The organism is Amycolatopsis sp. NBC_00355, assembly GCF_036104975.1.
In the GTDB taxonomy this organism is placed as follows: domain Bacteria; phylum Actinomycetota; class Actinomycetes; order Mycobacteriales; family Pseudonocardiaceae; genus Amycolatopsis.
In genome coordinates, this window is sequence record NZ_CP107982.1 from 2,226,411 (window position 1) to 2,250,580 (window position 24,170).

General features: G+C 69.6%; 19 protein-coding genes and 2 pseudogenes. 12 read left to right on the top strand and 9 right to left on the bottom strand.

What is annotated here, in order from left to right:
• Position 1: 1 nt before the first annotated feature.
• Genes OHS18_RS08895 through OHS18_RS08925 form a run of 7 tightly spaced genes read left to right on the top strand, consistent with a single transcriptional unit; the run spans position 2 to position 7,073 of the window.
• The gene (locus OHS18_RS08895; protein ID WP_328454115.1) at positions 2–343 is read left to right on the top strand and encodes a lycopene cyclase domain-containing protein; all 342 of its coding nucleotides are present in this window, start codon (positions 2–4) and stop codon (positions 341–343) included.
• Positions 340–660, top strand: a complete 321-nt coding sequence (locus tag OHS18_RS08900) for a lycopene cyclase domain-containing protein (protein ID WP_328454113.1) — start codon at positions 340–342, stop codon at positions 658–660. The genes OHS18_RS08895 and OHS18_RS08900 overlap by 4 nt, the downstream gene beginning before the upstream one ends.
• Positions 657–1,394, top strand: a complete 738-nt coding sequence (locus OHS18_RS08905) for a class I SAM-dependent DNA methyltransferase (RefSeq protein ID WP_328454111.1) — start codon at positions 657–659, stop codon at positions 1,392–1,394. Before OHS18_RS08900 ends, OHS18_RS08905 begins: the two co-directional genes overlap by 4 nt.
• Positions 1,391–2,935, top strand: a complete 1,545-nt coding sequence (locus OHS18_RS08910) for an FAD-dependent oxidoreductase (RefSeq protein ID WP_328454109.1) — start codon at positions 1,391–1,393, stop codon at positions 2,933–2,935. The genes OHS18_RS08905 and OHS18_RS08910 overlap by 4 nt, the downstream gene beginning before the upstream one ends.
• Positions 2,932–4,311 carry a cryptochrome/photolyase family protein gene (locus tag OHS18_RS08915; RefSeq protein ID WP_328454107.1) on the top strand — a complete coding sequence of 460 codons (1,380 nt, stop codon included), beginning with the start codon at positions 2,932–2,934 and terminating at the stop codon, positions 4,309–4,311. The genes OHS18_RS08910 and OHS18_RS08915 overlap by 4 nt, the downstream gene beginning before the upstream one ends.
• Positions 4,312–4,313: 2 nt before the next feature.
• Complete coding sequence (locus OHS18_RS08920; protein ID WP_328454105.1) at positions 4,314–5,567, top strand: NAD(P)/FAD-dependent oxidoreductase; 1,254 nt, start codon at positions 4,314–4,316, stop codon at positions 5,565–5,567.
• Positions 5,568–5,576: 9 nt separating this feature from the next.
• Positions 5,577–7,073, top strand: a complete 1,497-nt coding sequence (locus tag OHS18_RS08925) for a cryptochrome/photolyase family protein (protein WP_328454103.1) — start codon at positions 5,577–5,579, stop codon at positions 7,071–7,073.
• 309 nt (positions 7,074–7,382) lie between these two features.
• Here the strand turns inward: OHS18_RS08925 and OHS18_RS08930 are convergent, their stop codons facing one another.
• From OHS18_RS08930 to OHS18_RS08940, 3 genes are read right to left on the bottom strand one after another with little or no spacing between them, the layout of a single operon-like run.
• Positions 7,383–8,051: an NADPH-dependent F420 reductase gene (locus OHS18_RS08930; RefSeq protein ID WP_328616599.1), complete on the bottom strand. Its 669-nt coding sequence runs from the start codon at positions 8,049–8,051 to the stop codon at positions 7,383–7,385.
• A gap of 15 nt (positions 8,052–8,066) precedes the next feature.
• A complete protein-coding gene (locus OHS18_RS08935; RefSeq protein WP_328454099.1) occupies positions 8,067–9,008 on the bottom strand; it encodes an SDR family oxidoreductase in 942 nt (313 codons plus the stop codon).
• 43 nt (positions 9,009–9,051) lie between these two features.
• Positions 9,052–9,675 (bottom strand): NADPH-dependent F420 reductase, encoded by a 624-nt coding sequence (locus OHS18_RS08940; protein ID WP_328616600.1) that lies wholly within the window; start codon positions 9,673–9,675, stop codon positions 9,052–9,054.
• Between the two features lie 189 nt (positions 9,676–9,864).
• Here OHS18_RS08940 and OHS18_RS08945 point away from each other — a divergent pair, with 189 nt between their 5' ends.
• Positions 9,865–10,776 carry a LysR family transcriptional regulator gene (locus tag OHS18_RS08945; protein ID WP_328616601.1) on the top strand — a complete coding sequence of 304 codons (912 nt, stop codon included), beginning with the start codon at positions 9,865–9,867 and terminating at the stop codon, positions 10,774–10,776.
• A 366-nt stretch (positions 10,777–11,142) separates the two neighbouring features.
• On the opposite strand, the gene OHS18_RS08950 is transcribed toward OHS18_RS08945, so the two are convergent.
• On the bottom strand, positions 11,143–12,264 hold the full coding sequence (locus OHS18_RS08950; protein ID WP_328616602.1) for an epoxide hydrolase family protein: 1,122 nt from the start codon (positions 12,262–12,264) through the stop codon (positions 11,143–11,145).
• Between the two features lie 38 nt (positions 12,265–12,302).
• A pseudogene (locus tag OHS18_RS08955) lies at positions 12,303–12,638 on the bottom strand (response regulator transcription factor); the annotation flags it as partial.
• 616 nt (positions 12,639–13,254) lie between these two features.
• On the opposite strand from OHS18_RS08955, the gene OHS18_RS08960 reads away from it, so the two are divergent.
• Positions 13,255–13,926 carry a hypothetical protein gene (locus OHS18_RS08960; RefSeq protein WP_328616603.1) on the top strand — a complete coding sequence of 224 codons (672 nt, stop codon included), beginning with the start codon at positions 13,255–13,257 and terminating at the stop codon, positions 13,924–13,926.
• 27 nt (positions 13,927–13,953) lie between these two features.
• On the opposite strand, the gene OHS18_RS08965 is transcribed toward OHS18_RS08960, so the two are convergent.
• Positions 13,954–15,045: a S1 family peptidase gene (locus OHS18_RS08965; RefSeq protein WP_328616604.1), complete on the bottom strand. Its 1,092-nt coding sequence runs from the start codon at positions 15,043–15,045 to the stop codon at positions 13,954–13,956.
• A 376-nt stretch (positions 15,046–15,421) separates the two neighbouring features.
• On the opposite strand from OHS18_RS08965, the gene OHS18_RS08970 reads away from it, so the two are divergent.
• Positions 15,422–16,408 (top strand): TolB family protein, encoded by a 987-nt coding sequence (locus OHS18_RS08970; protein WP_328616605.1) that lies wholly within the window; start codon positions 15,422–15,424, stop codon positions 16,406–16,408.
• A gap of 243 nt (positions 16,409–16,651) precedes the next feature.
• Complete coding sequence (locus OHS18_RS08975; RefSeq protein WP_328616606.1) at positions 16,652–17,260, top strand: class I SAM-dependent DNA methyltransferase; 609 nt, start codon at positions 16,652–16,654, stop codon at positions 17,258–17,260.
• Positions 17,261–17,348: 88 nt separating this feature from the next.
• On the opposite strand, the gene OHS18_RS08980 is transcribed toward OHS18_RS08975, so the two are convergent.
• A complete protein-coding gene (locus tag OHS18_RS08980) occupies positions 17,349–18,098 on the bottom strand; it encodes an SDR family oxidoreductase (protein ID WP_328616607.1) in 750 nt (249 codons plus the stop codon).
• A 317-nt stretch (positions 18,099–18,415) separates the two neighbouring features.
• On the opposite strand from OHS18_RS08980, the gene OHS18_RS08985 reads away from it, so the two are divergent.
• Positions 18,416–19,864 carry an amino acid adenylation domain-containing protein gene (locus OHS18_RS08985; protein WP_328616608.1) on the top strand — a complete coding sequence of 483 codons (1,449 nt, stop codon included), beginning with the start codon at positions 18,416–18,418 and terminating at the stop codon, positions 19,862–19,864.
• A 75-nt stretch (positions 19,865–19,939) separates the two neighbouring features.
• Here OHS18_RS08985 and OHS18_RS08990 read toward each other — a convergent pair.
• Positions 19,940–20,743: pseudogene (locus OHS18_RS08990) on the bottom strand (alkaline phosphatase D family protein); the annotation flags it as partial.
• Between the two features lie 79 nt (positions 20,744–20,822).
• Positions 20,823–24,089 carry an NACHT domain-containing protein gene (locus OHS18_RS08995; protein ID WP_328616609.1) on the bottom strand — a complete coding sequence of 1,089 codons (3,267 nt, stop codon included), beginning with the start codon at positions 24,087–24,089 and terminating at the stop codon, positions 20,823–20,825.
• Positions 24,090–24,170: the final 81 nt, after the last annotated feature.

Sequence of the window (24,170 nt, forward strand, 5' to 3'; positions counted from 1 at the left end):
CATGGGCAAGCTGGAATACCTCGCCGTCCTCGGCGGGTGCGTCCTGGTCACGTTGCCGCTCGAGCTGGCGGGCGCCCGGGTGTACCGGCGGCCGGGCCGGCTCGTGCGCGCGATCCTGCCCGTGGCGCTGGTCTTCCTGGTGTGGGACGCGATCGCCATCGCCCGCGGGGTCTGGGACTACGCGCCCGAGAGCCTCACCGGGATCATGGCCCCGTTCGGCATCCCGCTCGAAGAGGTGCTCTTCTTCGTGGTCATCCCGATCTGCGGGATCCTCACCTACGAAACGGTCGGCCTGATCGTGCCGGTGGTGCGGCGCCTCGCCTCGAGGCGGGTGCGGCGGTGATCCCGTGGGGCTACACGGTGCCCGCCGTGGTCGCCGTGGTCGCGGTCGTCGCCCTCGAACTCCGCGTCCTGCGGACCGGGCTGTTCCGCAAACCCGCCTACTGGGCGGCCGTCGTCATCGTGACCGGCTTCCAGATCCCGGTGGACGGCTGGCTGACCAAGCTGTCCCACGCCATCGTGCGGTACGACCCCCGGCACATCACCGGGCTCCGCTTCCCCTGGGACATCCCGGTCGAGGACTTCCTGTTCGGCTTCGCCCTGGTGACCGCGGTCCTGCTGCTGTGGGAGCGCGCGGCACGGAAGGAGGACACCCGATGAGCTCCCTGTCGGAAGACGGCCTGCCCCGCGCCCAGGTCCCGGCGGCCTTCGACACCGAAGCGGCGTCCTACGACCGCCTGGTCGGCGCCAACCCCGGTTACCACAAGCACCTCCGGTGGTCGGCCCGGCGGCTCGGCCTGCCCGGTGCCGGCGCCGGGTTGCGCATCCTCGACGCGGGCTGTGGCACCGGCGCGTCGACCGCGGCCCTGCTCGACGTCTACCCGGCCGCCGACGTCACCGCCTTCGACGCCTCGGCGGAGATGCTCGCGCAAGCCCGGCGCAAGCGCTGGCCGAAACCGGTCGAGTTCGTGCACACCACGGTCGAGGACCTGGGCGACTCGGGGATCACCGGCCCGTTCGACGCGATCCTCGCGGCCTACCTGGTGCGCAACCTCGCCGATCCGGACGCCCGGCTGCGCGGTCTCGGCGCGCTGCTCGGCCCCGGCGCTCCGATCGCCCTGCACGAGTACTCGGTCGCCGACTCGGCGCGGGCCAGGCTCGTCTGGAACGTCGTGTGCGCCACGATCATCATCCCGCTGGGCCGGTTCACCACCGGCGACGCGACGCTCTACCGGCACCTGCGGCGCAGCGTGCTCGGCTTCGACGGCGTCGGCGCGCTGCGCGACCGTCTCGGCGCCGCGGGATTCACCGACGTGCGCTCGGCGACGATGTCCGGCTGGCAGCACGGGATCGTGCACACGTTTCTCGGCCGCAAAGCCCGGGCAGCCGTGTGAGCGCGCCTCTCGGGCGCGATCGCCGGATCGCCCACCACCCCGCGCCGGCCGGGCTGCCGTCGGCCGACCGGCTGGACCGGCGGCCGAAGGTGGCCGTCATCGGCGGGGGCATCGCCGGGCTGACCGCGGCGACCGGCCTCGCCGAACGCGGGGCCGAGGTGACGATCCACGAACGGGAACCGTATCTCGGCGGCCGGGTCGGTGGCTGGCCCGCCCGGCTGGCCGACGGTACCGGCGTCACCATGAGCCGGGGCTTCCACGCGTTCTTCCGGCAGTACTACAACCTGCGCGCGCTGCTGCGGCGCACCGACCCCCGGCTGGACCGGCTCGCACCGCTCGAGGACTACCCTCTGCTCGACGCCCACGGCCGCACCGACACCTTCGCCGGGCTGCCGCGGACGCCGCCGCTGAACGCGCTCGCGTTCGCCTGGCGCAGCCCCACTTTCCGGCCCCGCGACCTGCTGGCGCTCGACCCGCGTGCCGCGCTCCCCCTGGCCACCGTCGACGTCCCCGGGGTCTACGACCACCTCGACCACCTCGACGCCGCCGCCTTCCTCGACCGGCTGAAGTTCCCGGCCGCGGCGAAGCACCTGGCGTTCGAGGTCTTCTCCCGGAGTTTCTTCGCCGATCCCCGCGACCTGTCGGCCGCGGAACTCGCCGCGATGTTCCACATCTACTTCCTCGGCTCGAGCGAGGGCCTGGTCTTCGACGTGCCGACCGAGCCCTTCCCCCAGGCCCTCTGGTCGCCGTTGGCGGACTACCTGGCCGAGCGGCGCACGGACATCCGCACCGGCAGCGCCGTCGAAACGATCGACCGGCGCGGTGGCGTGTTCCGGGTTACCACCGCGCGGGGGCCGGCGGAGGAGTTCGACGCGGTCGTGCTGGCGTGCGACCTGCGCGGCCTCCAGGCGATCGTCGACGCCTCGCCCGCGCTCGGCACTCCGGCGTGGCGCTCCTCGATCGCCGGGCTCCGGCCGGCACCGGGGTTCCTCGTCCGCCGGTTGTGGCTCGACCGGCCGCTGAGGCCGGAGCGGCCGGCTTTCCTCGGTACCGGCAGCCTGGTCCCGCTGGACAACATCAGCGTCCTCGACCGGTTCGAGGGCGAAGCCCGCCGCTGGGCGCGGGACACGGGCGGCTCCGTGGTCGAGCTGCACGCCTACGCCGCCACGACGTCCGATGTGGACAGTCTGGCGAAGCAGCTGGACGAACGCCTGCACGAGATCTACCCGGAAACCGCGGCGGCCCGCACGATCGACGACATCACGGTGTGGCGGGAAGACTGCCCGCTGTTCGGCGTGGGCTCCTTCGCCAGCCGGCCGACGGTGACCACCACGACCCCGGGCCTGGTGCTCGCCGGCGACGGCGTCCGCGTCGACCTGCCGGTCGCGCTGATGGAACGCGCGGCGACCACCGGCTGGACCGCCGCGAACCGGCTGCTGACCGGCTGGGGCGTCGCGGGCCACCCCCTCCGTTCGGTGCCCAACCGGGGCCGCCTCGGCCTGCTCAACCGCCTCGCCGCCCGGACGAAGGACACCCGATGACGAGCGCCTCGATCGCCCTGTTCACCCGGGACCTGCGGGTGCACGACAACCCCGTCCTGCACGCCGCCGCCGCGGCGGGCCGGTGCATCCCGCTGTTCGTGCTCGACGACGCGATCACGACCCGCCCGTTCAACCGCCCCAACCGGGCGGCCTTCCTGGCCGACAGCCTGAAGGACCTCGACGCCGGGCTCCGCGGCCTCGGCGGCCACCTCGTCCTGCGCCGGGGCGCGGTGGTCGAGGAGGTGCTCCGACTGGTCCGCGACCACGCGGTCGGCGAAGTCCACGTCGCGGCCGACGTCAGCGGCTTCGCACACCGACGCGAAGACGCCCTTCGCGAGGCTCTCGGGCGCGAAGGCGTCGCGTTGCACGTCCACGAGGCGTCCATCACCGCGGTCGCGCCGCGTTCGGTGACGCCGTCCGGCGGCAACGACCACTTCGCGGTGTTCACGCCGTACTTCCGCAAGTGGTCGGGTGCGCCGAAGCGGGGTGTCCTGCGGCCGCCGGGGCGGCTCACCGTGCCCCGCCTCCGTTCCGCGGCCCTGCCGACGCCGGACCGGATCCGCGCCGGGGACCGCTCGCCCGACCTCGCCCGGGGTGGCGAGGTGGCCGGGCGTGAGCTGATGGCGCGCTGGGTGGCCGAGGCGATCGACGACTACGAGGCGCTCCACGACGACATGGCCGGCGAAGGGACCTCACGGCTATCACCGCACCTGCACTTCGGCACGGTGTCGGTCACCGAGCTGCTGCACCGCGCCGGGACCGGATCCGCGGGCGCCCGGGCGTTCACCCGGCAGCTGGCCTGGCGCGACTTCCACCACCAGGTGCTCGCGGCCCGGCCCGAGTGCGCCACGGAGGACTACCGCCCCCGCGCGGACCGGTGGCGCCGGCCGGGCCGGGAATTCGAAGCGTGGTGTTCGGGCCGGACCGGCTACCCGATCGTGGACGCCGGGATGCGCCAGCTCGCCCGGGAAGGCTGGCTGCACAACCGGGCGCGTCTCATCGTCGGCAGCTTCCTGACCAAGACCCTCTACCTGGACTGGCGTCTGGGCGCGCGGCACTTCACCGAACTGCTGGTGGACTGCGACGTGGCCAACAACCAGCTGAACTGGCAGTGGGTGGCCGGCACCGGGACCGACAGCCGGCCGAACCGCGTCCTCAACCCGGTGCTGCAGGCCCATCGTTACGACCCGTCCGGCGACTACGTGCGCCGGTACGTCCCCGAACTGCGCGACATCCCCGGGCCCGCGGTCCACGAACCCTGGAAGCTGAGCGCCGCCGAACTCGCGGAGACCGGGTACCCGCGGCCGCTGGTCGATCTGCGCGACGCCGCGGAGCGGTTCAAGAACGCCCGCGCGAACAACCGAGAAGGAGCTTGACGATGGCCACTCACGACACCGGCGTGGTGATCGTCGGCGCCGGCCTCGCCGGCCTGGCCGCCGCACTGCACCTGCACCGGGCGGGGGTTCCGTGCACCGTGCTCGAAGCCTCCGACGACGTCGGCGGGCGGGTGCGCACCGACGTCGTCGACGGCTTCCGCCTCGACCGGGGCTTCCAGATCCTCAACCCGGCCTATCCGGCCATCCGGCGGCTCGTGGACGTCGACGCGCTGCGGCTCGGGCGGTTCTGGCGCGCGGTCCGGGTCGCCGACGACGATCGCCTGTCGCTGCTCGGCCACCCCCTCGACGCGCCCAAGGCGATTCGGGACGTCGCCGCGCGCCGCTACCTCTCGGTGAAGGACCTGGCCGCCCTGGCCGCGTTTTCCGCCCGCGTCGCCGCCGGTCCGGCGCGCGCGATCGTCCACGGCGAAGACCGCTCCACCGCTGAAGAACTGCGGCTGGCGGGCGTGTCGGAACGCGCGCTGGACACCGTTTTCCGCCCGTTCCTGTCCGGGGTGTTCCTCGAGGCGGAGCTGGCGACGTCCGGCCGCTTCTTCCAGCTCGTGTGGCGCAGCTTCCTGCGTTCCGCGCCGTCGCTGCCCGCGCTGGGGATGGGCGAGCTGCCGCGTCAGCTCGCCCGGCGGCTGCCGTCCGGTTTCGTCCGGACGGGCACGCCGGTCGACCAGGTCCGGCCGGGACTCGTCCGGACGGCGGGCGGCGACACGTGGCGGGCGCGGGCGGTGGTCGTGGCGACCGACGGCAGCACCGCCTCCCGCCTGCTCGACGGGATCCCGGAGCCGGCCTGGAACGGGGTCACGACGTGGTACTTCACCCCACCGGAGACGCCGCTGCCGGAGCCGGTCATCGTGGTCGACGCCCGCGGCGGGCCGGTCGTGAACACGGCGGTGCTCACCGAGGTGTGCCCGACCTACGCCCCGGCGGGCCGGGTCCTCGTCAGCGCGTCGGCGCTCAGCTCGCTGCCGGACACCGAAGTGCGAGCCGCTCTCAGCCGGCTGTACCGCACGGACGCGAGCCGCTGGCCGGTGCTCCGCCGCTACGAGATCGCCCACGGCCTGCCCGTGATGCGCCCACCGCACGAAATCCGCCGCACGGTCGGGCTGGGTGACGGCATCTACGTCTGCGGAGACCACCGGGACACCAGCTCGCTGCAGGGAGCGCTCGCTTCCGGCGGCCGCACCGCTCGCGCCGTTTCGGCCGGCTTGGCCGAGGCTTCGCGGCCGGCCGGGGCGCGTTAGGTCCGCCGCATGCGAGGACAGGCGGCCCTGTGGCTGTTCGCCGACCAGCTCGGGCCCCACTTCCACAGCACGCCGGAGCACCACGGCCGGGAGGTGCTGCTGATCCGGTCGGCCACCGCGTTCGCCGCGAAACCGTTCCACCGGCAGAAGCTGCACCTGGTCCAGGCCGCCCTGTACCGGCTGGCCGAGGACCTCGGCGACCGCGTCACCCTGCTCGACGCCCCGGACTACCGCACCGGGCTGCGCCGCTTCGGGCGGCCGGTGGTGGTGCACGAGCCGAACTCCCACGCCGCGGACGCGCTCGTCCGCCGGCTGCGCGACGAAGGTGCCGTCGAGGCCATCCTGCCCACACCGGGGTTCGTCCGGTCCAAAGACGACTTCGCGGAGTGGGCGTCCGGGCGGACGCGGTTCGTCATGGAGGACTTCTACCGCGACCAGCGCCGCCGGTTCGAGGTGCTCCTGGAACCGGACGGCTCGCCCGCGGGCGGCCACTGGAACTACGACCGCGACAACCGGGAGCCGCCGCCGAAGACCACCCGCCTCGACGTCCCCGCGCCCTGGCAGCCCCGGGAAAACGCGATCGACGAGCGGGTCCGCGCCGAACTGGACCGCGCCGAGCGTACGGGGACGATCCACCCCGTCGGCGTCGACGGCCCGCGCCGGTTCGCGGTCGGGCACGACGAGGCGCAGCGCGCGCTCCGCCGGTTCCTCGACCACCGCCTGGCCGCGTTCGGCCCGCACCAGGACGCGATGCTGACCCACGACTGGGCGATGGCGCACGCCCTGTTGTCGGTCCCGCTCAACCTCGGGATCCTCGACCCGCTGGACGTCGTGCGCCAGGCCGAAGCGCGGTGGCGCGACGGGACGGCGCCGCTCGAAGGCGTGGAAGGCTTCGTGCGGCAGGTGCTCGGCTGGCGCGAGTGGGTGTGGCACCTGTACTGGCACCTGGGCCCGGATTACCTGCGCCGCAACGCGTTGCAGGCGCGGCGGAAGCTGCCGGCGTGGTGGCTCGAGCTGGACGCGGACGCCGTCGAGGCGGCCTGCCTGCGGACCGCGCTGGCCGGCGTCCGCGACCGCGGCTACGCCCACCACATCGAACGGCTGATGGTGCTCGGGAACCACGCGCTGCAGCGCGGGTACGACCCGGCCGAGCTGACCGCCTGGTTCGCCACGGCGTTCGTCGACGGCTTCCCGTGGGTGATGCCCGCCAACGTGATCGGCATGAGCCAGTACGCCGACGGCGGCATCGTCGGGACCAAGCCGTACGCCGCCGGCGGCGCGTACATCCACCGGATGAGCGACCACTGCGGCGGCTGCGTCTACGACCCCAAGCAGCGGACGGGGCCGCGCGCGTGCCCCTTCACCGCGGGCTATTGGGCGTTCCTCGACCGCAACGCCGAGCGGCTGCGCGGAAACCACCGGATGCGGCAGCCGCTGAACGGCTTGCGCCGGCTGGCCGACCTCGACGAGGTCGTCGCCCGGGAAGCGGACCGCGACCACTTCTGAGCCGGCCCACATTGGATGCTGTGGCGCCCGCGATCCGGACCAGGTCGGACGTTCGCGCCGTGATCCGATCTCCTTGCAGCAGGACGGCGGCGACCGTCAGGCCGGAACGGGGGCGTCGCCGGGGATCAGGACGGATTCCCGCAGCACCTCGGCTGGGCCTCCGCACGCGGACCCGGCTCGCGGCCCGGCACCGCACCGGTCCCGGGGAGCACGTTCCGAAGGACTGAGGTGACCACTCCTCAGCTGAGCACGGCCCGTACGCGATCCGCGCGCCTGACCGCGGTCGTCGAACGCGTGGGGATGGCCGGGTCAGCGCCTCGCGGTGGCCAGTGCCGCGCGGATGGCGTTCTCGCCGGCCGGCCGGCCGTTCTCGTCCGAGAACGGCCCGTACGGGGTTCCCCACACCGGAGTGCCCGTCGCCTGCCGCCAGCTGTCGGCCAGCGTCCCGGTGTCCACCACGCCGTACCCGATGGCTGCGAGGAATTCGGTCACCTCCGCTTTCGCCGGCGCGGAGTCCCCGGCGATCGGCAGGTACGAGCGGTCGGCCGCTCCCACCGGGCGGGCGAGTGCCAGCAGGTGTTCGTGGAAGATGTTGTTGAACGCCTTCACGAGCACGGCGTCCGGGATGTAGCGCTGGAGCAGCTCACTCGAGGTGAGCGATCCGCTGTCGAGCTCGGGGATGTGCCCGTCACGCTCGGGGCCGTAGTTGCACGTGTCGATGACCGTCTTCCCGGCCAGGGGCGGGGCGGGCACGTCGGGGAAGGCCGCGACCGGCACCGTGACCACGACGATGTCGCCGGCCGCGGCGGCCTCCCCGCTCGTCGCCGCGGCCGCGCGCGGTCCCAGTTCCGCGACCGTGTCCGCGAGCGTCTCGGGACCGCGGGAGTTGCTGAGCACGACGTGATGACCGGCCTCGACCGCGAGACGCGCGACGGCACGGCCGATGTTGCCACTTCCGATGAATCCCACCGTCGTCATGTCCGACACCTTCCGTCAGCCTGCGGGGAAGTAATGGCCGTTGTCCAGATCGGCGAGCAGGCCGGGCCGGACGGGCTCCCAGCCGAGCGTCCGGCGGGTGCTGCGGCTGGACACCGGAAAGTCCAGCGCGACCACCGCCGCGAGGAACCCGAAGTATCCCGGCAGCATCAGCTCGTCCAGCGGAATGCTCACGGCGGGCAGACCCAGGCGGCTGCCGATGGCCTCCGCGATATCGCGGAACGGGATGCCCTCGTCCTCGACCGCGTGCCAGTACCGGCCGGCCGGGCCCTTCTCCAGCGCCAGGCGGAACAGGGAGGCGGCATCGCGGACGTGGACCGCGTTCCACCGGTTCGCGCCGTCTCCGGGGTAGCCGGCGATGCCCTTTTCCTTCGCGACGGCGATCAGCGTGGTGAGGAAGCCCGCATCGGTCGTGCTGTGCATGATGGTGGGAAGCCGCACGACCGACGACCGCACTCCCCGCTCGGCGAGGCCCGCCACGGCGGCTTCCACGACGTTACGAGCCCGCAGGGTGCCCTTGTGCTCATCGCGGACCGGCAGGGCCGGGTCCTCCTCGGTGGCCGGCCGGTCCAGGGTCCTGCCGTTCCCGGGCGAACCGATGCTCCCGGCCGCGACCAAGGGTTTCCCGGTTCCCGCGAGTGCTTCGCCGTACGCGAGCACGATCGGGAGTTCCGCGGCGGCCACCGCGTCCATCCCGCCGGAGGGAAGCAGGTCCTGCCGGTGCGCGACGTGGATGACGCCGTCGGATTCGGCGGCCGCTTCCTTGAGCCCGTCGAGATCCTCGAGGCTGCCGCGACGCACCTTCGCACCGAGTGCGGACAACGCCGCCGCGGCGGCGTCCGACCGGGCCAGGCCGGTGACCTCGTGCCCGGCGGTGATGAGCTCCGGGACGAGGTGCGAGCCGGCGTGGCCGGTCCCGCCCGTCACAAAAACACGCATGGTTCTCCTGCTCCTCAACGGGATGTGAGTGGTTGTGCCGCGGTTATTCGAAGACGGTGACGCCCAGCGCGACGTCGAACCCCGCGCCGCTGCGGGCCAGGCCCATCAGCAGCAGGCCGGCGCCCTCCAGCCAGTGCGCCATCTCCAGGCCACCCGCGTCCAGCGGGCGCAGCCCGAGGCTCTCGATGAACGCCGACACCCTCGCCTTGGCGCCCGCGTCGTCGCCGGCGAAGACCACGTCCAGCGGGCCGCCCCGGGCCAGGACGTGACCGAAGACGGTGTTGAACGCCTTGACCACGTGCGCGCTCGCCGGGGCGGCCTTGGCGATCTCCTGCGCGCCGGAACTGCCCTCCGGGGTGACCAGCGCGGTGTCGTCGGGGCCGGCGAACGTGTTGGAGATGTCGATGACGACCTTGCCGGCCAGCGCGTCCCCGTACTGGGTGACCACCGGCACGCCACCGGCGTGCGGCACGGCGAGGATGACGAGGTCACCGGCCGGAGTGGTGCCGAACGTCCCGGCCGTGGCACCGCCACCGAGTGCCGCGGCCACCTCCTCGGCCTTGACCGCGTCACGGCCGATGACCTCGACGGTGTGGCCGCCCTCGACCGCGCGGGCGCCGATGGCGCGGGCCATGCTTCCCAGGCCGATGATGCTGACACTGCTCATGATGTGCTGCTTTCCGGAGCCGGACGGGACACGCTGCCCCGTCGTCGTCCACGTCGAGTCGTCGACACCGCCCGGATGACGTGCCTGGGCGGCGTCCTGTTCCCGAGGCTGCCAGCGGCCCGAGCGCGCGTCCAAGACCTCTTTCAGCTGCTGCGATACCCTGGAGGCATCGCCGGACCGGGAGGCTCCATGGATCTGGACCTGCGCAAGGTGCGCTACTTCGTCGCCGTCGCCGGGAAGCTGCACTTCGGCCGCGCCGCCGAGGAGCTGCACATCGCCCAGCCGGTGCTCAGCCGGCAGATCCGCGCGCTGGAAAAGGACCTCGGCGCCGCGCTGCTGACGCGGGACAGCCACGGCGTCACGCTGACCGACGCCGGCAGGCAGCTGCTGGCCGACGCCGGCCCGCTGCTCGCGTCCGCGCACGCGGCCCGCCACCGGGTGAGCGTGGCCGCACGGGGCAGCCGGCGGCTGATGGTCGGCTTCCGGGCAGGGGTGGCGACCGCCCCGGCCGTGAAGCTGTTCGCCGCCCGACACCCGGACGTTCCCGTTGACGTGCAACGGATCGAGAGCGACGACCAGGCCCCGATGCTGCTCGACGGCCGCATCGACGTCGGCTACGTGCGACTGCCCATCGACGAAGCCGGCTTGCGCGTCGCCCCGCTCTACACCGAACCCCGGGTAGCGGTACTGCCCGCGGGCCACCGGTTGGCCGGCAAGGAGGAAGTCACCGAAGCCGATCTGGCCGGCGAGCCGCTGATCTGGCACGCCGACGCCAGCACGCAGCCCACCGGGCGCCCCCACCCCAACGCCGGCTACGTGGTGCGCGGGGTGGACGAAACGCTGGAGCACGTCGCGGCCGGCCGGGGCATCTCGTTCCTGGCCCGTTCGGCGACCGTGTTCTACTCCCACCCGGACATCAGCTACGTGCCCATCCCGGACCTGGCGCCCGAACAGGTATGTCTCGCGGTGGCGGCATCGCGCACCTCCCCGGTGGTCGACGACTTCTTCACCGCCGCTCAGGAGGCGGCCGAGATCACGGCGGAATGCGGGAACTACGAAATGTGGCAGCGTGGCGGCGAAACCGCCGCAAAACACGGTTGAGCAGATCGACGGACCACAGAGGACGCGCGGCCACCGCAAAAGCGAACGGGCTCTTTCCACGGGTGTCGCTACCCCATCGAGCACGGGCCGGCGAAAAGGCAGACCGTCCTCTCCTCGGCCGAACGCACCTCCTCGGCCCGCTCGACGACTGGCTCAGAGCCGGGTTCGCGCAGACCGGCGCGAGCAGAGCTGCCGCCCGCTCCGGCACCGAGCCGCGGGTCGGACGGGACTGCTCATCGGCATGCCGCACCCGCCCCTTCCCGCACCGCCGCAATCCTCCGACGTTTCCACTGCCGCTTGAGCAATCCCCCGGTATCCGGCCGACCATCGTCCGTGCCCTGGCTTTCCGGGGCATGGGGAGGACGCTCAGCGGAAGAGGCGGAAGAACCCGCGCACCTGCTCGACCAGCGACTCCGGCTGCTCCAGCGCCGCGAAGTGACCCCCTCGCGGCAGTTCCTCGAACCACCGCAGATCGGTGAACCGCAGCTCCGCCTCCCGCCGCGACGGACGGGTCAGGTCTCGCGGGTAGATCGACAGCCCGGACGGCGCGGTGACCTTGTCCCGGAACCTGGCGAAACTCTCCCAGTAGAGCCGCGCCGACGACGTGGCCGACGCGGTGAACCAGTAGACCGAGATCTCGTCGAGGATCTTCTGCCGCGACACCGCGTCCTCGGCGCGGCCGTTGTTGTCCGTCCACGCCTGGAACTTCTCGGCGATCCAGGCGGCCTGCCCCGCCGGGGAGTCGGTCAGGCCGTAGCCGAGCGTCTGCGGCCTGCTCGCCTGCTGCCCCGAATACCCCCGGCCGGTACGCTGGAACTCCTTCGCCGCCTCGAAGTTCGCCCGCTCCGCGGGCGTCGGGTCGTCGAACGTGCCCAGCGCCACGGACCCCATGTTCAGGTGCACGGCCGCGACCCGCTCGGGCGCCACCTCACCCAGCGCGCCGGACACCGCCGAACCCCAGTCACCGCCCTGCGCACCGTACCGCTCGTAACCCAGCGAAACCATCACCGTGTCCCAGGCACGCGCGATGCGCTCGATGCCCCACCCCGTCGTCGAGGGCTTGTCACTCCAGCCGTACCCGGGCAACGACGGCGCGACCACGTGGAACGCGTCCGCCGGATCGCCACCGTGCGCGCGTGGGTCGGTCAGCGGACCGAGGACGTCCAGGAACTCCAGCACCGAACCCGGCCACCCGTGCGTCACCACCAGCGGGAACGCGTCCGGCTCCGGCGAGCGGACGTGCAGGAAGTGGATGCCCAGCCCGTCGATCGTGTCGCGGTACTGCGGGAAGACGTTGACCCGCTCGGCGAACCCGAAGTCGTAGTCCTCGGCCCAGCTGTGGCACAGCTCCTGCGCGTAGGCCAGCGGCAATCCCTGCGACCAGTCGTCCACCGGCTCGGGCTCGGGCCACCGCGTCCGCCGCAACCGCTCACGCAGATCCGCGATCTCGGCTTCGGTGACACTGACCTCGAACGGTTCGGCGGCCATCGCCGGGCTCCTTTCCTGGATGTTCTGACGGCACGGGCTCAGAGCCATCCGTCGCCTTCGGCGAGACGGGCGGCTTCAGCACGGGTGCGGGCTTCGGTCTTGCCGGTGGCGACGGACAGGTGGTTGCGGACCGTTCCCGGGGTGCGGCCGAGTGCCCTGGCCATGTCGGCGACCGTCCCGCCTTCGGCTGTCGCGCGGAGCACGTCGGCTTCGCGGTCGGTGAGCGGGCTGGTGCCGGTGGCGACGGACTCGGCCGCCAGGGCCGGGTCGATGAACCGCAGTCCCGCGTGGACCCGGCGGATCGCGTTGAGCAGCTGCTCGGGCCGCGAGTCCTTGACCACGAACCCGGCCGCGCCCCCAGGCCGGGCCGACGCGGACCCGGCACTGTCCCGCGTCGGAGTGCCGGAGCACGTTGGTGACCGCTTCCCGCACGACACAGCAGCGCGAACGCGTAACCGGCGCTGTACACGCCGATGGCGGCGAGCGCGAGCACGGTCCGTGCCCCGCCGTCCCCCTCACGGGCGATCAGGGTGACCCGCGGGATCGGCACCAGCAACGCGAGGCCGTTCACGACGACAGGCGCCACCCGGCGCCGCCGGTCCTCCCAGAAGCGCCAGTCCGGCCACTGCCGGACGGAGAACCGGCCGGGATCACGCTCGCTCACCAGCTCACCCTAAGCACCAGGGGCGCGAGCCGCTCCATGACAGAGGGCACAGGTCGTCGCGGCCGGACGGTGATGCGGTGCAGCCATGATCCTGCCGGCGGCGCTCGTCGCGGCCGCGGTCGTGTCGGGGGTGTCCGCGGCCGCCGCGACGGACCGGCCGCCGCCGACGTGGGGGCCGTGCCCGGCCGACGTCGCCGAACCCGGGCTGAGCTGCGCGACCCTGGAAGTGCCGCTGGACTACCGTCACCCGGACGGGCGGAAGATCGGTGTCGCGCTTTCGCGGCTGGCGAGCGTGAAATCCGCCCTTCCCGTAGGGCCCGGCGGACGTGACGAAGGCGGCCGAGGCCGCGAAGACCGTCGTCCGGCAGTGCACTGCGTCGGAGACCGCCGCGGTGCTGCCGTTCGTCACCACCGCGAACACCGCGCGCGACATGGACCGGATCCGGGCCGCGACTCCTACGGAACCTACCTCGGCGCGGTGTACCCGGCGCGCAGCGACCGGATCGTACTTCGAACTGGCCGAACGCCTGGACCGGGCGCCGGCGCAGGGCTACGACGGCACGACGTTCCGCACGATCACCGCGGCCCTCCTCCGCTCGGACGCTGCCCTGCCCGCCCTCGCGAAGCTGTGGCACAGACTCGACGTGAACGAGCCGGAGTCCCCGGCTGCCGGCTCCGGCGCGGGCCCCGGCGTGGGCTCCGACAATTTCGCGGCGAGCTACCTCGCCGTGGTCTGCGGCGATTCACGGTGGCCGGGAAACGGTGGGGACCTACCAGCGCAACGTCGCGGTCGACCGGGTCCGCTACCCGATGTACGGCCCGTACGCGGCCGACATCCGGCCGTGCGCATACTGGCTTTCCCCGTGGAACCGCGGATGCGGATCACCGGCCACGGCCCGGCGAACGTGCTGCTGCTCCAGAACCTCCGCGATCCGGCCACCCCGATGCCCGGGGCCCTGCGCCTGCGCACGGCGCACGACATCTTCTGCCGGGCCTGAAACGCGGGCCGCCGCCGGGTATCACGGCTAATCCTCGTACAGGGACAGATGTTGCCGGGACAGCACGGGCTTGATCGGCTGGAAGTCCGAGAACGCCGCAGGATCACCGCATTCGAGAGCGGCACCGGAAAGGACCCCCTGCGCCTGGACGTACCTGGAGCCGCGCGGGTCGGAGACGACCGCGCCACCGGAATCCCCGGACTCGGCGCAGGCCGTGGTGCGGGTCAAGCCGTAGACCGTGTTCTTCCCACCGTCGTAGCGGTCGGTCACGTTCAGCTCGGTGACTTCTCCGCAGTGCCAGCCGGACGTCTGACCGGAGCGGCAGATCCGGCCACCGACCGGTACGGCGCTCGTTCCCGCGACGAACACGTCACTTCCGCTGTGGCGGGTGATCCGCGGCGACGACTCGGCGAGAACCTGATCCACCCAGACCAGACCGTAGTCACTGCCCGGAAAGGACGTGGCCGTCACCAGTCCCAGGACTCCGCCGGTCCCCATGACGTTGTTGCGGCCGCCCTTCGTGCAGTGCCCGGCGGTGATCACGTACCGCTGCCCGCCCCGGTGGGCGTTGAACCCGACCGAGCACGTGTTGTGGCCGATGACGATCCACTGCCCGCCCGCGATGTTCCACGTCGGACGCACCGGCTCGCCGACGGCACGCGCCTCGGCCAGGGCGATCCGACGTGCCCAGCTCATCCCTTCGAGGTCGCCTCGCACCACATCGACCGCCACCGTGTTGCGCCTGACGTCCACGTACCACGAGGACACCGACGGCGGGACGGGCCCGCGGTAGCTGTCCAACGCGGACTGTGCCGCCGTCAGTTCCGCCATGCTGTGCCGCACGATCCGTGGTGTCGCCCCGGCGGCGCGGACCGCTGACGCGCGCGCGGGATCGGTCACGCCGACCACGAGCGCGCCGGTGGCGGAGTCCAGCCAGGCACCGCCGAACGTGGACCCCAGCGTCGTCGACAGCGAATCCTGCGCCGCGGCAAGCAAAGCGACATCGGAGTCGCGATCAAGCGCTGAGGCCACGGCGGCCGGCACAGCACACACAGCGAAAACGACGGACATCACGACGGACGGCGTCAAAGCACGAAAAATGGACGGGCGCACGAACATACCTCCCCGAAGGCGTGGACGAACGACCCACGACGCTACGCCCGCGCACCCACCGTCCACAGCGGCCATTCGAGCGCCGTCGCCGCCACGAAAGAGTGTTACTCACCAGGCACGACGCCGGCCGCGACGGGCATCCCCCGCTACCCCCGAAAGGATGAGGTGTGATCCATTGTGAAGCAGGACATCGATTTCTATAGTCGATAACGGTGCGCCTCTCGCACCCGACCCAGGAGGGTTCATTCACGTGAAAACACCTTTGGCACTTCTCGTTTCGGTGAGCATGGTCGGATTTCCTTGCGTCGCCCTCGGAGCCGAATCCGCGCTTGATGCCGGAAAGGGCACGCGGTACGAGGCGGAGTGGAAGAAACTCCCGGCCATGGACAGCGATTACGAGGTGGTTCAGCTCACCACGTCGAAATCGCTCGACAACAAGATGTACCTCGATGTGAATCCTTATGTTCCGTCGCTCGACTCCGTCATGTTCATGTCGGACCGGGATGACGGACACAAGAACCTGTACCTCATGTCGCTCGACAACGGCAAGTTCGTGCAGCTGACGGATTCCGATCACATCGACGGCGACCACGCCAACGTCTCACCCGCGACCGAGGAGGCGTTCTTCGTCGAGGACCGGACGTTCACCAGCGTCAGCCTGCGCGCCCCGTACCGGGAGAAGAAGATCCGCACCGTGTCGGACAACTACGACGTCAAGGGAGTGGTCGCCCTGACGTCGGACGGGAAGACGATCGCGTCGTCCCTGTACGACGAGCACGAAGACCGGTCCTCGATCGTCACCATCGACGTCAAAACGGGGGCACTCGACACGGTCAAGAAGATCGACGGGAGGGTCGACCACGTGCTGATCAACCCGGTATACGGCGACACCCTCCTCTACCACGTGCTCGACAAGAACGAGATCGGGCTCGTCGACATCGGGACGAAGAAGAAGACACTCCTGACCGGTCCGGAAGATCATGGCGTGCACCCGTTCTGGGAGGCCACCGGCCGGGACGCCGCTTTCGCGCAGCGGAAGCAGGGTGACACACCGGAGCAGGTGGTGACCTACAACATCCGCAAAGAGCGGTTCCTCAGTTACGACACCCAGGAATACAGCAACCACTTCGCCATGAACCCGTCCCAGACGATCATCGAAGGAGACGGCGGCGAAGACACGCCGTACATCTTCTACTATTACATCAAACCGGGCACCACCAAGGTCGACACCGTGAAGATGTTCAAGCACCGGAGCTCGTCCAAGGAGGAATCGGTGCACCCGCACGGTGCCTTCATCAACGATACGGACCTGATCTTCAACAGTGACGCGGACGGCAACGGCAACGTCTACCTGCTGAGGGAGAAGTAAGCGGTTTCCGCTCCCGTTTCTCGAAGAGGGTTCCGGGACGGTGACCCGCCACGCGTCGCCGTACCTCGGGTGGTCCGGCCCGGCCGACCTCGGCCCCGCGCGACGGAAGTGTCGCGCGGTCGCCGAGGCCGGTCGGCGGCGCGTGCAGATCCCTTGGACAGCGAGCCGGTCCCTCAGCCGTTGCCGGACGTCGGCCCGCCGCCGGCACCCCACGGGACCGGGATCCTGGACTACGGTGCGGTGATGAGCGCGGACGACTGGCAGGCCGACATTCGAACCTCGTACGACACCATCGCGGTCGGCTACGCCGACCAAGTGCGCGACCTTCTGGTCAGGCAGCCGTACTTGCGAGCGGCTCTCGCGTTGTTCGCCGACAACGTGCGGGCCGCCGGCGGCGGTCCGGTGGCGGACGTCGGCTGCGGACCCGGCTACGTCACCGCCCACCTGAACGAACTCGGGGTCGAGGCGTTCGGCATCGACCTCTCCCCCGGGATGATCGAGGTGGCCCGGCGCGACCACCCCGGCCTGCGGTTCGAGGTGGGCTCGATGACGGACCTGAACCTCCCCGCCGCCTCCGTGACCGGCCTGCTCGCCTGGTGGTCGCTGATCCACATTCCCGACGACGAGGTACCGGCCGTGTTCGCGCACTTCCACCGGGCGCTGCGGCCGGGCGGACCGCTGCAACTGGGATTCCACGTCGGCGACGAGTCCCCGTCGAAGAACGACCACCGCCGGCAGCCGGAGCAGGTGGCAACTTGGCTGCGCGAAGCCGGATTCGAGATCGAGGCCCAGTTGCTGCTGCACCCGGACGAGAAGCCGGGAGCCGTTCTGTTCGCACGCCGCAGGTCCTGACCTCGGCGTCTCCGCGATCCGCTCGGCGGCGCGGTCTCGATCGCGGGGAGCCGCACGCGTTGAACGTCCGGACGGTCCGGCGGACGGGTCAGCCGTCGGTGACCAGCGCGGCGGCCTCGGGACTGTGGAGCCACTCGGCGTAGCTCGGCCCGAGGATGGTCGCGCCCGCCCGGGGCAGGAGGCCGTCCTCGGCGATGCCGGTCACGGTGTGCTCGTCGGTCCGCAGTTCCAGCCGCAGGTCGAAGTGGTCGACGAAGGCACGGGCGAGGTCGAGCACCTCGGCCGGTTCGGGGCCGGCGATGTCGGGTGTGCGGCCCTGCGCGGGACGCTCGGCGACCTCGACGAGCGCCGCGGCGACCGCCGTCGCGGCCACGGTCTGCACGCGCAGGTCGAACACCGTGGCGTGGTCGCCGTCGCGGGTCCGGCCCACGAGCTGCCCGGGGAACTCGTGGAAATGGGTCGCACGCACGATCGTGGCCGGGACCGGCCCCGAACGCGCCGCGCGCTCGTGCTCCGCCTTCGCGCGGAAATAGCCGAAACCGGTGTCGTCGATCCCCACGACCGACAGGGTCACGATGTGCCGCACCTCCCGCTCGGCGCCGACGCGCTGCAGGGTGGCCGCGGCCGTGGTGAAGAACCTCGTGGCCGGCTCTTCGTCCAGGGACGTGGAGTTGCTGACGTCGATCACGGCGTCGACGCCTTCCAGAGCGGCGCTCGACCCGGCTCCGTCCAGGAGGTCGACGCCGGCCAGCGCCACCACCGCGTGGCCACGCCCGCGAGCCGCCTCGACGACGTGCGGGCCGACCAGCTCGTCCGCTCCGGCCACGGCGATGCGCACACTCTCCCCCTGCCCCCGCCGCACGCTGTCCCCGCCGCGCGGAGTGCGCGGCCTCGGCCGGCGAAGGGCCGCAGGCGCCGCACGGGCGGTGAACGTGTGCTCGACGCCGGGGTCTGTCCTGTGAGCCGGGGGCCGTGGGCTTCGCGACCGACGCCGCCGAGGTGGCTTCGGCGCGAAGAGCATGGTCCAAGGCTTGCCGGACCGACGTTAGACAGAGGCGCCGAACGGCGCAACCACGGTTCGCCGCCCGTCCGCCACGCTGCGAGGGGGCGGCCGGTCCCCCACGATGAGACCAGGACCGTCTGGGGAGGGGACTCGTGGAAAGCCTGCTCGATCTCTTCGCGGCGAGGGTCACCGAGACCCCCGACGCCACCGCTCTCGTCTACGCGGGCGAGCGGATGTCCTTCACACAGCTCGACCGCGAGTCGAACCGGGTCGCCCAGTACGTCGCCGGGCGGGGCCTGCGGGCCGAGGACCTGGTGGGGCTGCGGATGGACCGCGGGTTCGAGATGGCGGTCGGCGCGCTCGGCGTCCTCAAGTCCGGTGCGGCCTGCCTGCCGCTCGATCCGGTGTACCCGTCCGACCTCGTGGCCTGGATGGGCGCGGACGCGGATGTCTCGCTCGTGCTCACCAACACCGCGGAGGTCACCGGCGACGTACCGCTGGCCGACGCCGTGGCCGGACAGCCCGACCACGCCCCGGACGTCGAGCTCCGGCCCGAGAACCTCGCCTACGTCATGTACACCTCGGGCTCGTCGGGCAAGCCCAAGCCGGTGGGCGTCGAGCACCGCCACCTCGCGCACGTCTTCGCGGCGTGGGACGAGCTGTTCCGGCTGCGCGAAGAGCCGCTGACCTTCGTGTCCGTCATCGGGATCGGCGTCGATCTCTTCTTCGCCGACCTGCTGCGCTCGGTGTTCGCGGGCGGGACGATGATCATCGCGACCCGCGAGGCGGTGGCGAATCCGGCCGAGCTGCTCGCCGAAATCCGCCGCCACGGCGGCGACGCGACCGAACTGGTCCCCGCCCAGGCGAAGGCCCTCGGCCGCGCGGGCGAGCTGCCCGTCATGCGGCTGATGTCGGTCGGCTCGGAGGGGTGGCCCGCGGCCGACTTCCGCGAGCTCGCCGGGCGGCTGCACCCGGAATCGGTGGTGCTCAACGCCTACGGCCTCACCGAGACCACTGTGGACTCCCTCCTGCTGTGCCCGGACGTCGACGTGCTCGGGGACACCGCGATCGTGCCGCTCGGCACGCCGATCCCCCGCGTCCACGCCTACGTTCTCGACGATCGGCTCCGGCCGGTCGGGCCGGGCGGGATCGGCGAGCTCTACATCGGCGGCGCGGGCGTGGCCCGCGGGTACCGCGACCGCCCCGCGTTGACGGCGTCGCTGTTCGTCGCCGACCCGTTCGTCGCGGGCGCGCGGATGTACCGCACCGGCGACGTCGTGCGGACCCGCGCCGACGGCAACCACGACTACCTCGGCCGCGGCACCGACCAGATCGAGCAGCGGGGCCTGCGGGTGGAGCTGGGCGCGATCGAGGACGCGCTGCTGCGGGAGCCGGAGGTCGTCCGCGCCGCCGCCGCGCTGCGCGACGGGCGGGTGATCGGCTACGTCGTGGGCCCCGCCGACGCCGGGCACCTGCGGTCCGCGCTGGCCGGGCGGCTGCCCGCGCACATGATCCCGCACCGGGTGCTCGTCCTCGACCGGATGCCGCTGCTCCCCAACGGAAAACTGAACCGCCGCGAGCTGCCCGCGCCCGAAGGGTGACGTCGTCGCCCGGCCCGACAGGGACGCCACGCCCGCGGCGGCGTCCCTGACCACGACCGCGTAGCCGGAACGGGCTCAGCGGCCCTGTGGGTGCAGCTTCTTCGACCACAGCGACGCCCCCGTGGCGTCACGCAGGTCCACCGTCAGGTCGCCGCCGCCGCCGTTGATGTTCAGCTCGCCGAAGTGCTGGAAACCGTCGATCGGGGCGGTGTTCGCGACCGGTGGGGCGTGGACGAACACCGCCTCCGGGCCGAACGTCGGGTCCAGCGTGTTCGGGCCGAACGCGCCCGCGTTCAGCGGACCGGACACGAACTCCCAGAACGGGTCGAAGTCCTGGAACGCCGCGCGGTCCGGCGAATAGTGGTGCGCCGCCGTGTAGTGGACGTCCGCCGTCAGCCACACCACGTTGCGGACCTTGCGGCGCTGGATCTCCCGCAGCACCCACGCCAGCTCCGTCTCGCGGCCGCCCGGCGCGCCCGGCAGGTTGTTCGCCACCGCCTCGATCGCCGTGCCGTCCGGGACGACCAGGCCCAGCGGCATGTCCGCCTGGACGATCTTCCACGTCGCCGTGCTGCGGCCGAGCGCGTCGGCCAGCCAGCGGGCCTGCCGCTCACCGAGGATGTAGCCCGGCTTCGTCTGGTCCGCGGTGTTCGCGTTGCGGTAGGTCCGCATGTCCAGCACGAAGATCTCGGCACGCGAGCCGTAGCGGAAACTGCGGTGGACACGCCCGTCGACGGCCTGGCGCGAGTCGATCGGGTGCCACTCGTGGAACGCCTGGTACGCCCGCGGCGCGAGCACGTCGACGCGCTTCTCGGTGTAGGCCGGGTTGTCGAGGATCTTGCCCGGGTACCAGTTGTTCAAGACCTCGTGGTCGTCCCACCAACTACCTGGCGACTGCAAAAGCGATAAGGACAGCATCGAAAGCGAGTGGATATACATTCGCGCGATCATATTGCGATCAGGTGAATTCAGAAATAGATCTGATAGAGCCGTCAGAAAACAGACGGAACCGTCCTTTCTGGCAGATATCGCGAATCGCCTGGTAGATTTCGGCCACATCTTTGCTGAAGACTGGATTCTTAGCTGAGCCATAAAGAATGGTGACCGTCTGCTGATCTTCTGCGATTTCAGCTAAAAACTTAGTAATACCCCTAAGAAACCAGGTGGATCTAGAATCAGAATTCACCTGTTCGAAAACCTTCTTGGCAAACTCGGCCGCAGTCGATTTTGTCATCGCTCGCACCGTCCAGCGTAGTGCTTGGTCACCATAGAGCCTCTTAATTTTGTCCAGATTCTTGAGTAATGCATAAGCTAACGCATCAGATTCAAAGCCGGCCGCAGCATATATCATTCCTTCTGCGCCACCTTCGGACGAAAAACGATGAGATTTTGCACGCGGGTTATCATCACGAAGCTTTTGCTCGATCATTCTGAGTATATCGGTAATCACGGAGTAATCCTGCTGTGAACGCAATGTCGTGCATATCCAATCCCAGCACATTCCCGTGTACCAAACGCGTCGGCGAGGATCTTCGTCCGCAAGTACTAAACTCGGAGGCACTACTTCGTCGCGTATAGCGGTACGCAAATCAGGCAACAAGTCGGTACGCGCTCGCGAAGCCATAAGCGTAGCTATAGCCACTCGAACCTCGCGCTGCATACTTACATTCTCGTATAACTGCTCGACCTCCGAACATTCAACCCCTGCAGCATCGAGCGCAGCCACGATTAGCCATTTCACGCCCCATTCAAGTTGTGGGTCCGCAAGCTTCTTAACGGCCGGCCCAGCCAAGAAATCGCGCTTGAAGTATCGCAACGCACGACCTGCGCCCATTCGGACACTTGAATCGTATGTACTGCTTAGAAATTCTAATAGTTTTTCGACATCTTTAGGGCCACCCAGTTGTGCGATCGCCGAGAATATGTACTCCTCGGATTTTAATTCGGCTAGACTATAAATAATCGGCAAGGCGTCGTAGGCTTTTAGTTTGACGACCGCCGAGACGATTTCAGAAGCGACCTCAAAAGCACCATCGTTGCCCGTCTCTTTCTCTATCGAGCGAAGCGCATCAATGAGGGCGGGAATGAATATGGCATCGCCACTATTTCCCATAGCTGAATATATAACACCTCGAAGCGACGTCGAATCACTAATTTTGAGCAGGTCGATGAGGCGCTGGGGATCTACCGAAGAGCCACTGTGCGCAATTCCCCGCAAGACCGATCGTATTACTGATGCACCATAACGCACTGGTCCCTCTGCGAGTATTCGATCGATTTCCCGCCCTGCATTCGCATCAGATAGTCGACTCAGAGCATGAGCGGCGGCGGCTCGAACTTCCTCGGCGACTAGTTCATCGGCGACTATCCCATAGATCTTCGCCGCAGACTCTTCGGTGCCAACCTCGGCCAATACCGCTGCCGCGCGTTCGCGATGAAAGGCAGAAGGTGCATTCAGCAAGAATGCTTCGACTTTGTTCAGGATTTCCGATCGCAGTGAGGTCATCTCGACGCGCGGAGATCCAACCAGACAACGTGCGGCGAGCATCAAATCGCTGGCGAACACATCATCGCGGGCCGAGTCATAAGTCCTATTCTTTATAGAAATGCCAAGGATACCAAGGAGCATGTCAGTCGCGTCAGGCAACTGCCCTGCCAGCAGCAACAGCACTTCTTCCCACCAAGGATCGTGCCGACGACGGACTACGAAGTCCACGCGCTTGCTCGGGCGGCTGGCGACTGCCACTGCGGCGAAGTATTCCTGCATGGTGAGATGCAGGAAGCCGTACCAGTCATGGGCCTGTTCCTTGATCAGGCCGTACTGGGCGGCGATCTCGTCAAGGATCGCCTCGCTTTCTTCAGCCGCTATCCCGATCGAGGGAAGATACCCAGCAATCAGTTCGACAAGTTCCTGTTTGGGAAAGTAACGCTTGCCGGTGCGATGGAAATGCCACGCTACCTCTTGCAGCAAATCACGCTTTCGATCTGTAGTGAATTTGCTGAACCTGCGGATGCCTCGGTGCGCGTCCCACTCGCGCAGCATCACCTCGGCACAGCGCTTGTAGAGCTCGGCGCGGCGTTCAGGCAGCTCCAGATCACGCTCGAACACGATAGCAATCAGCGATAGGATAAGGGGGTTCGTCGCGAGCGTCTGCATTCGGAGGTTACTGGAGAGGGTTTGCCGGAGCTGACGAGCCTTGTCTGGCTGAGTGTCAAACCAGTTCGCGATAAACGCACAGATTTGATCCCAGGTGAAGTCGACAACCTCCAGTGATACAAAGGACGGAAGGGAAGGGATCCAGCCTGCGCGACGACAGGTCACAGCGATCGGTAAGCTTGGGTATCGGATGGCTACTCGGTTGATCTCGCTGATGATTCGGTCGTATGTGCCTGCGGCTTTCTGGGCGGACGCGCCGCCGCGCACCTCGTCAAGGCCGTCGAGGAGAAGTACAGCTTCTCCGGCGATGAAGCGACCCTCAATATAGGGGCCTGCCGAGTCGAAGCCGTAGTCGTCACCAAGGCGAGTCGCCGCGTAGGAAACGACATCTGTCATGCCGCTGTCGACGAAGTGTCGGAGTTCGATGTACACCGGCAATGTGGCCGGTCCACCCAATTGTGCCAGCCCGGCGCGCATTGCCAAGTGGCGCAGCATGGTTGTCTTGCCGGAGCCCGGGTCGCCGAGCACAACGATCCGTCGGTGCCTGCGCAGCCCTTCGTCGGGTTGGATGGTCACGACGGCGTTACGGGCCGGACGCATACCCTGGTAGCGGTCGTCGCCTTCGGCGAGTTGCCTGATCTCGCGCTCGCGGACGAAGTGTTGGGGTTCTTCGCAGATGGTCATCTGGACGTAGATCTTTTCCAGGTCGAGCGGACGGCTCATGTCGAGGATCTTGACGTTCCGCAATTCGGCGACGAGTGCGTGCCGGTATTGCTCGGCCAGTTCCGAGTCTGACGCAGAGGAGCGGCGAGTCGCCCGGCGCGTGGCGCGTTCTGTCTCCTCGGCCGCCCGCAGTTGACGGGCGTGTTCTGCCTCAAGGTCCTCAGCGGCACGCTCCCGCTCCAACTGCTGAGTAAGTTGGAGCTTCTCTCGTTCCCACGCGAGCTTCTCAAGTTCGAGCTCACGGGTGCGTCGCCATTGGATGTAACCCACGACGATGCCTACGAGCACGCCGAAGACCGCGATTAGTGCAGGAACGAGGCTCATGCTGGTAAGTCGCTCCAACACCGCCACACGCTACGGGTCCCGGGCAAGTAAGGCGAACTGGTGGCCAATTTTGGACAGCGTCACGCTTGGTCCTGCCACCGT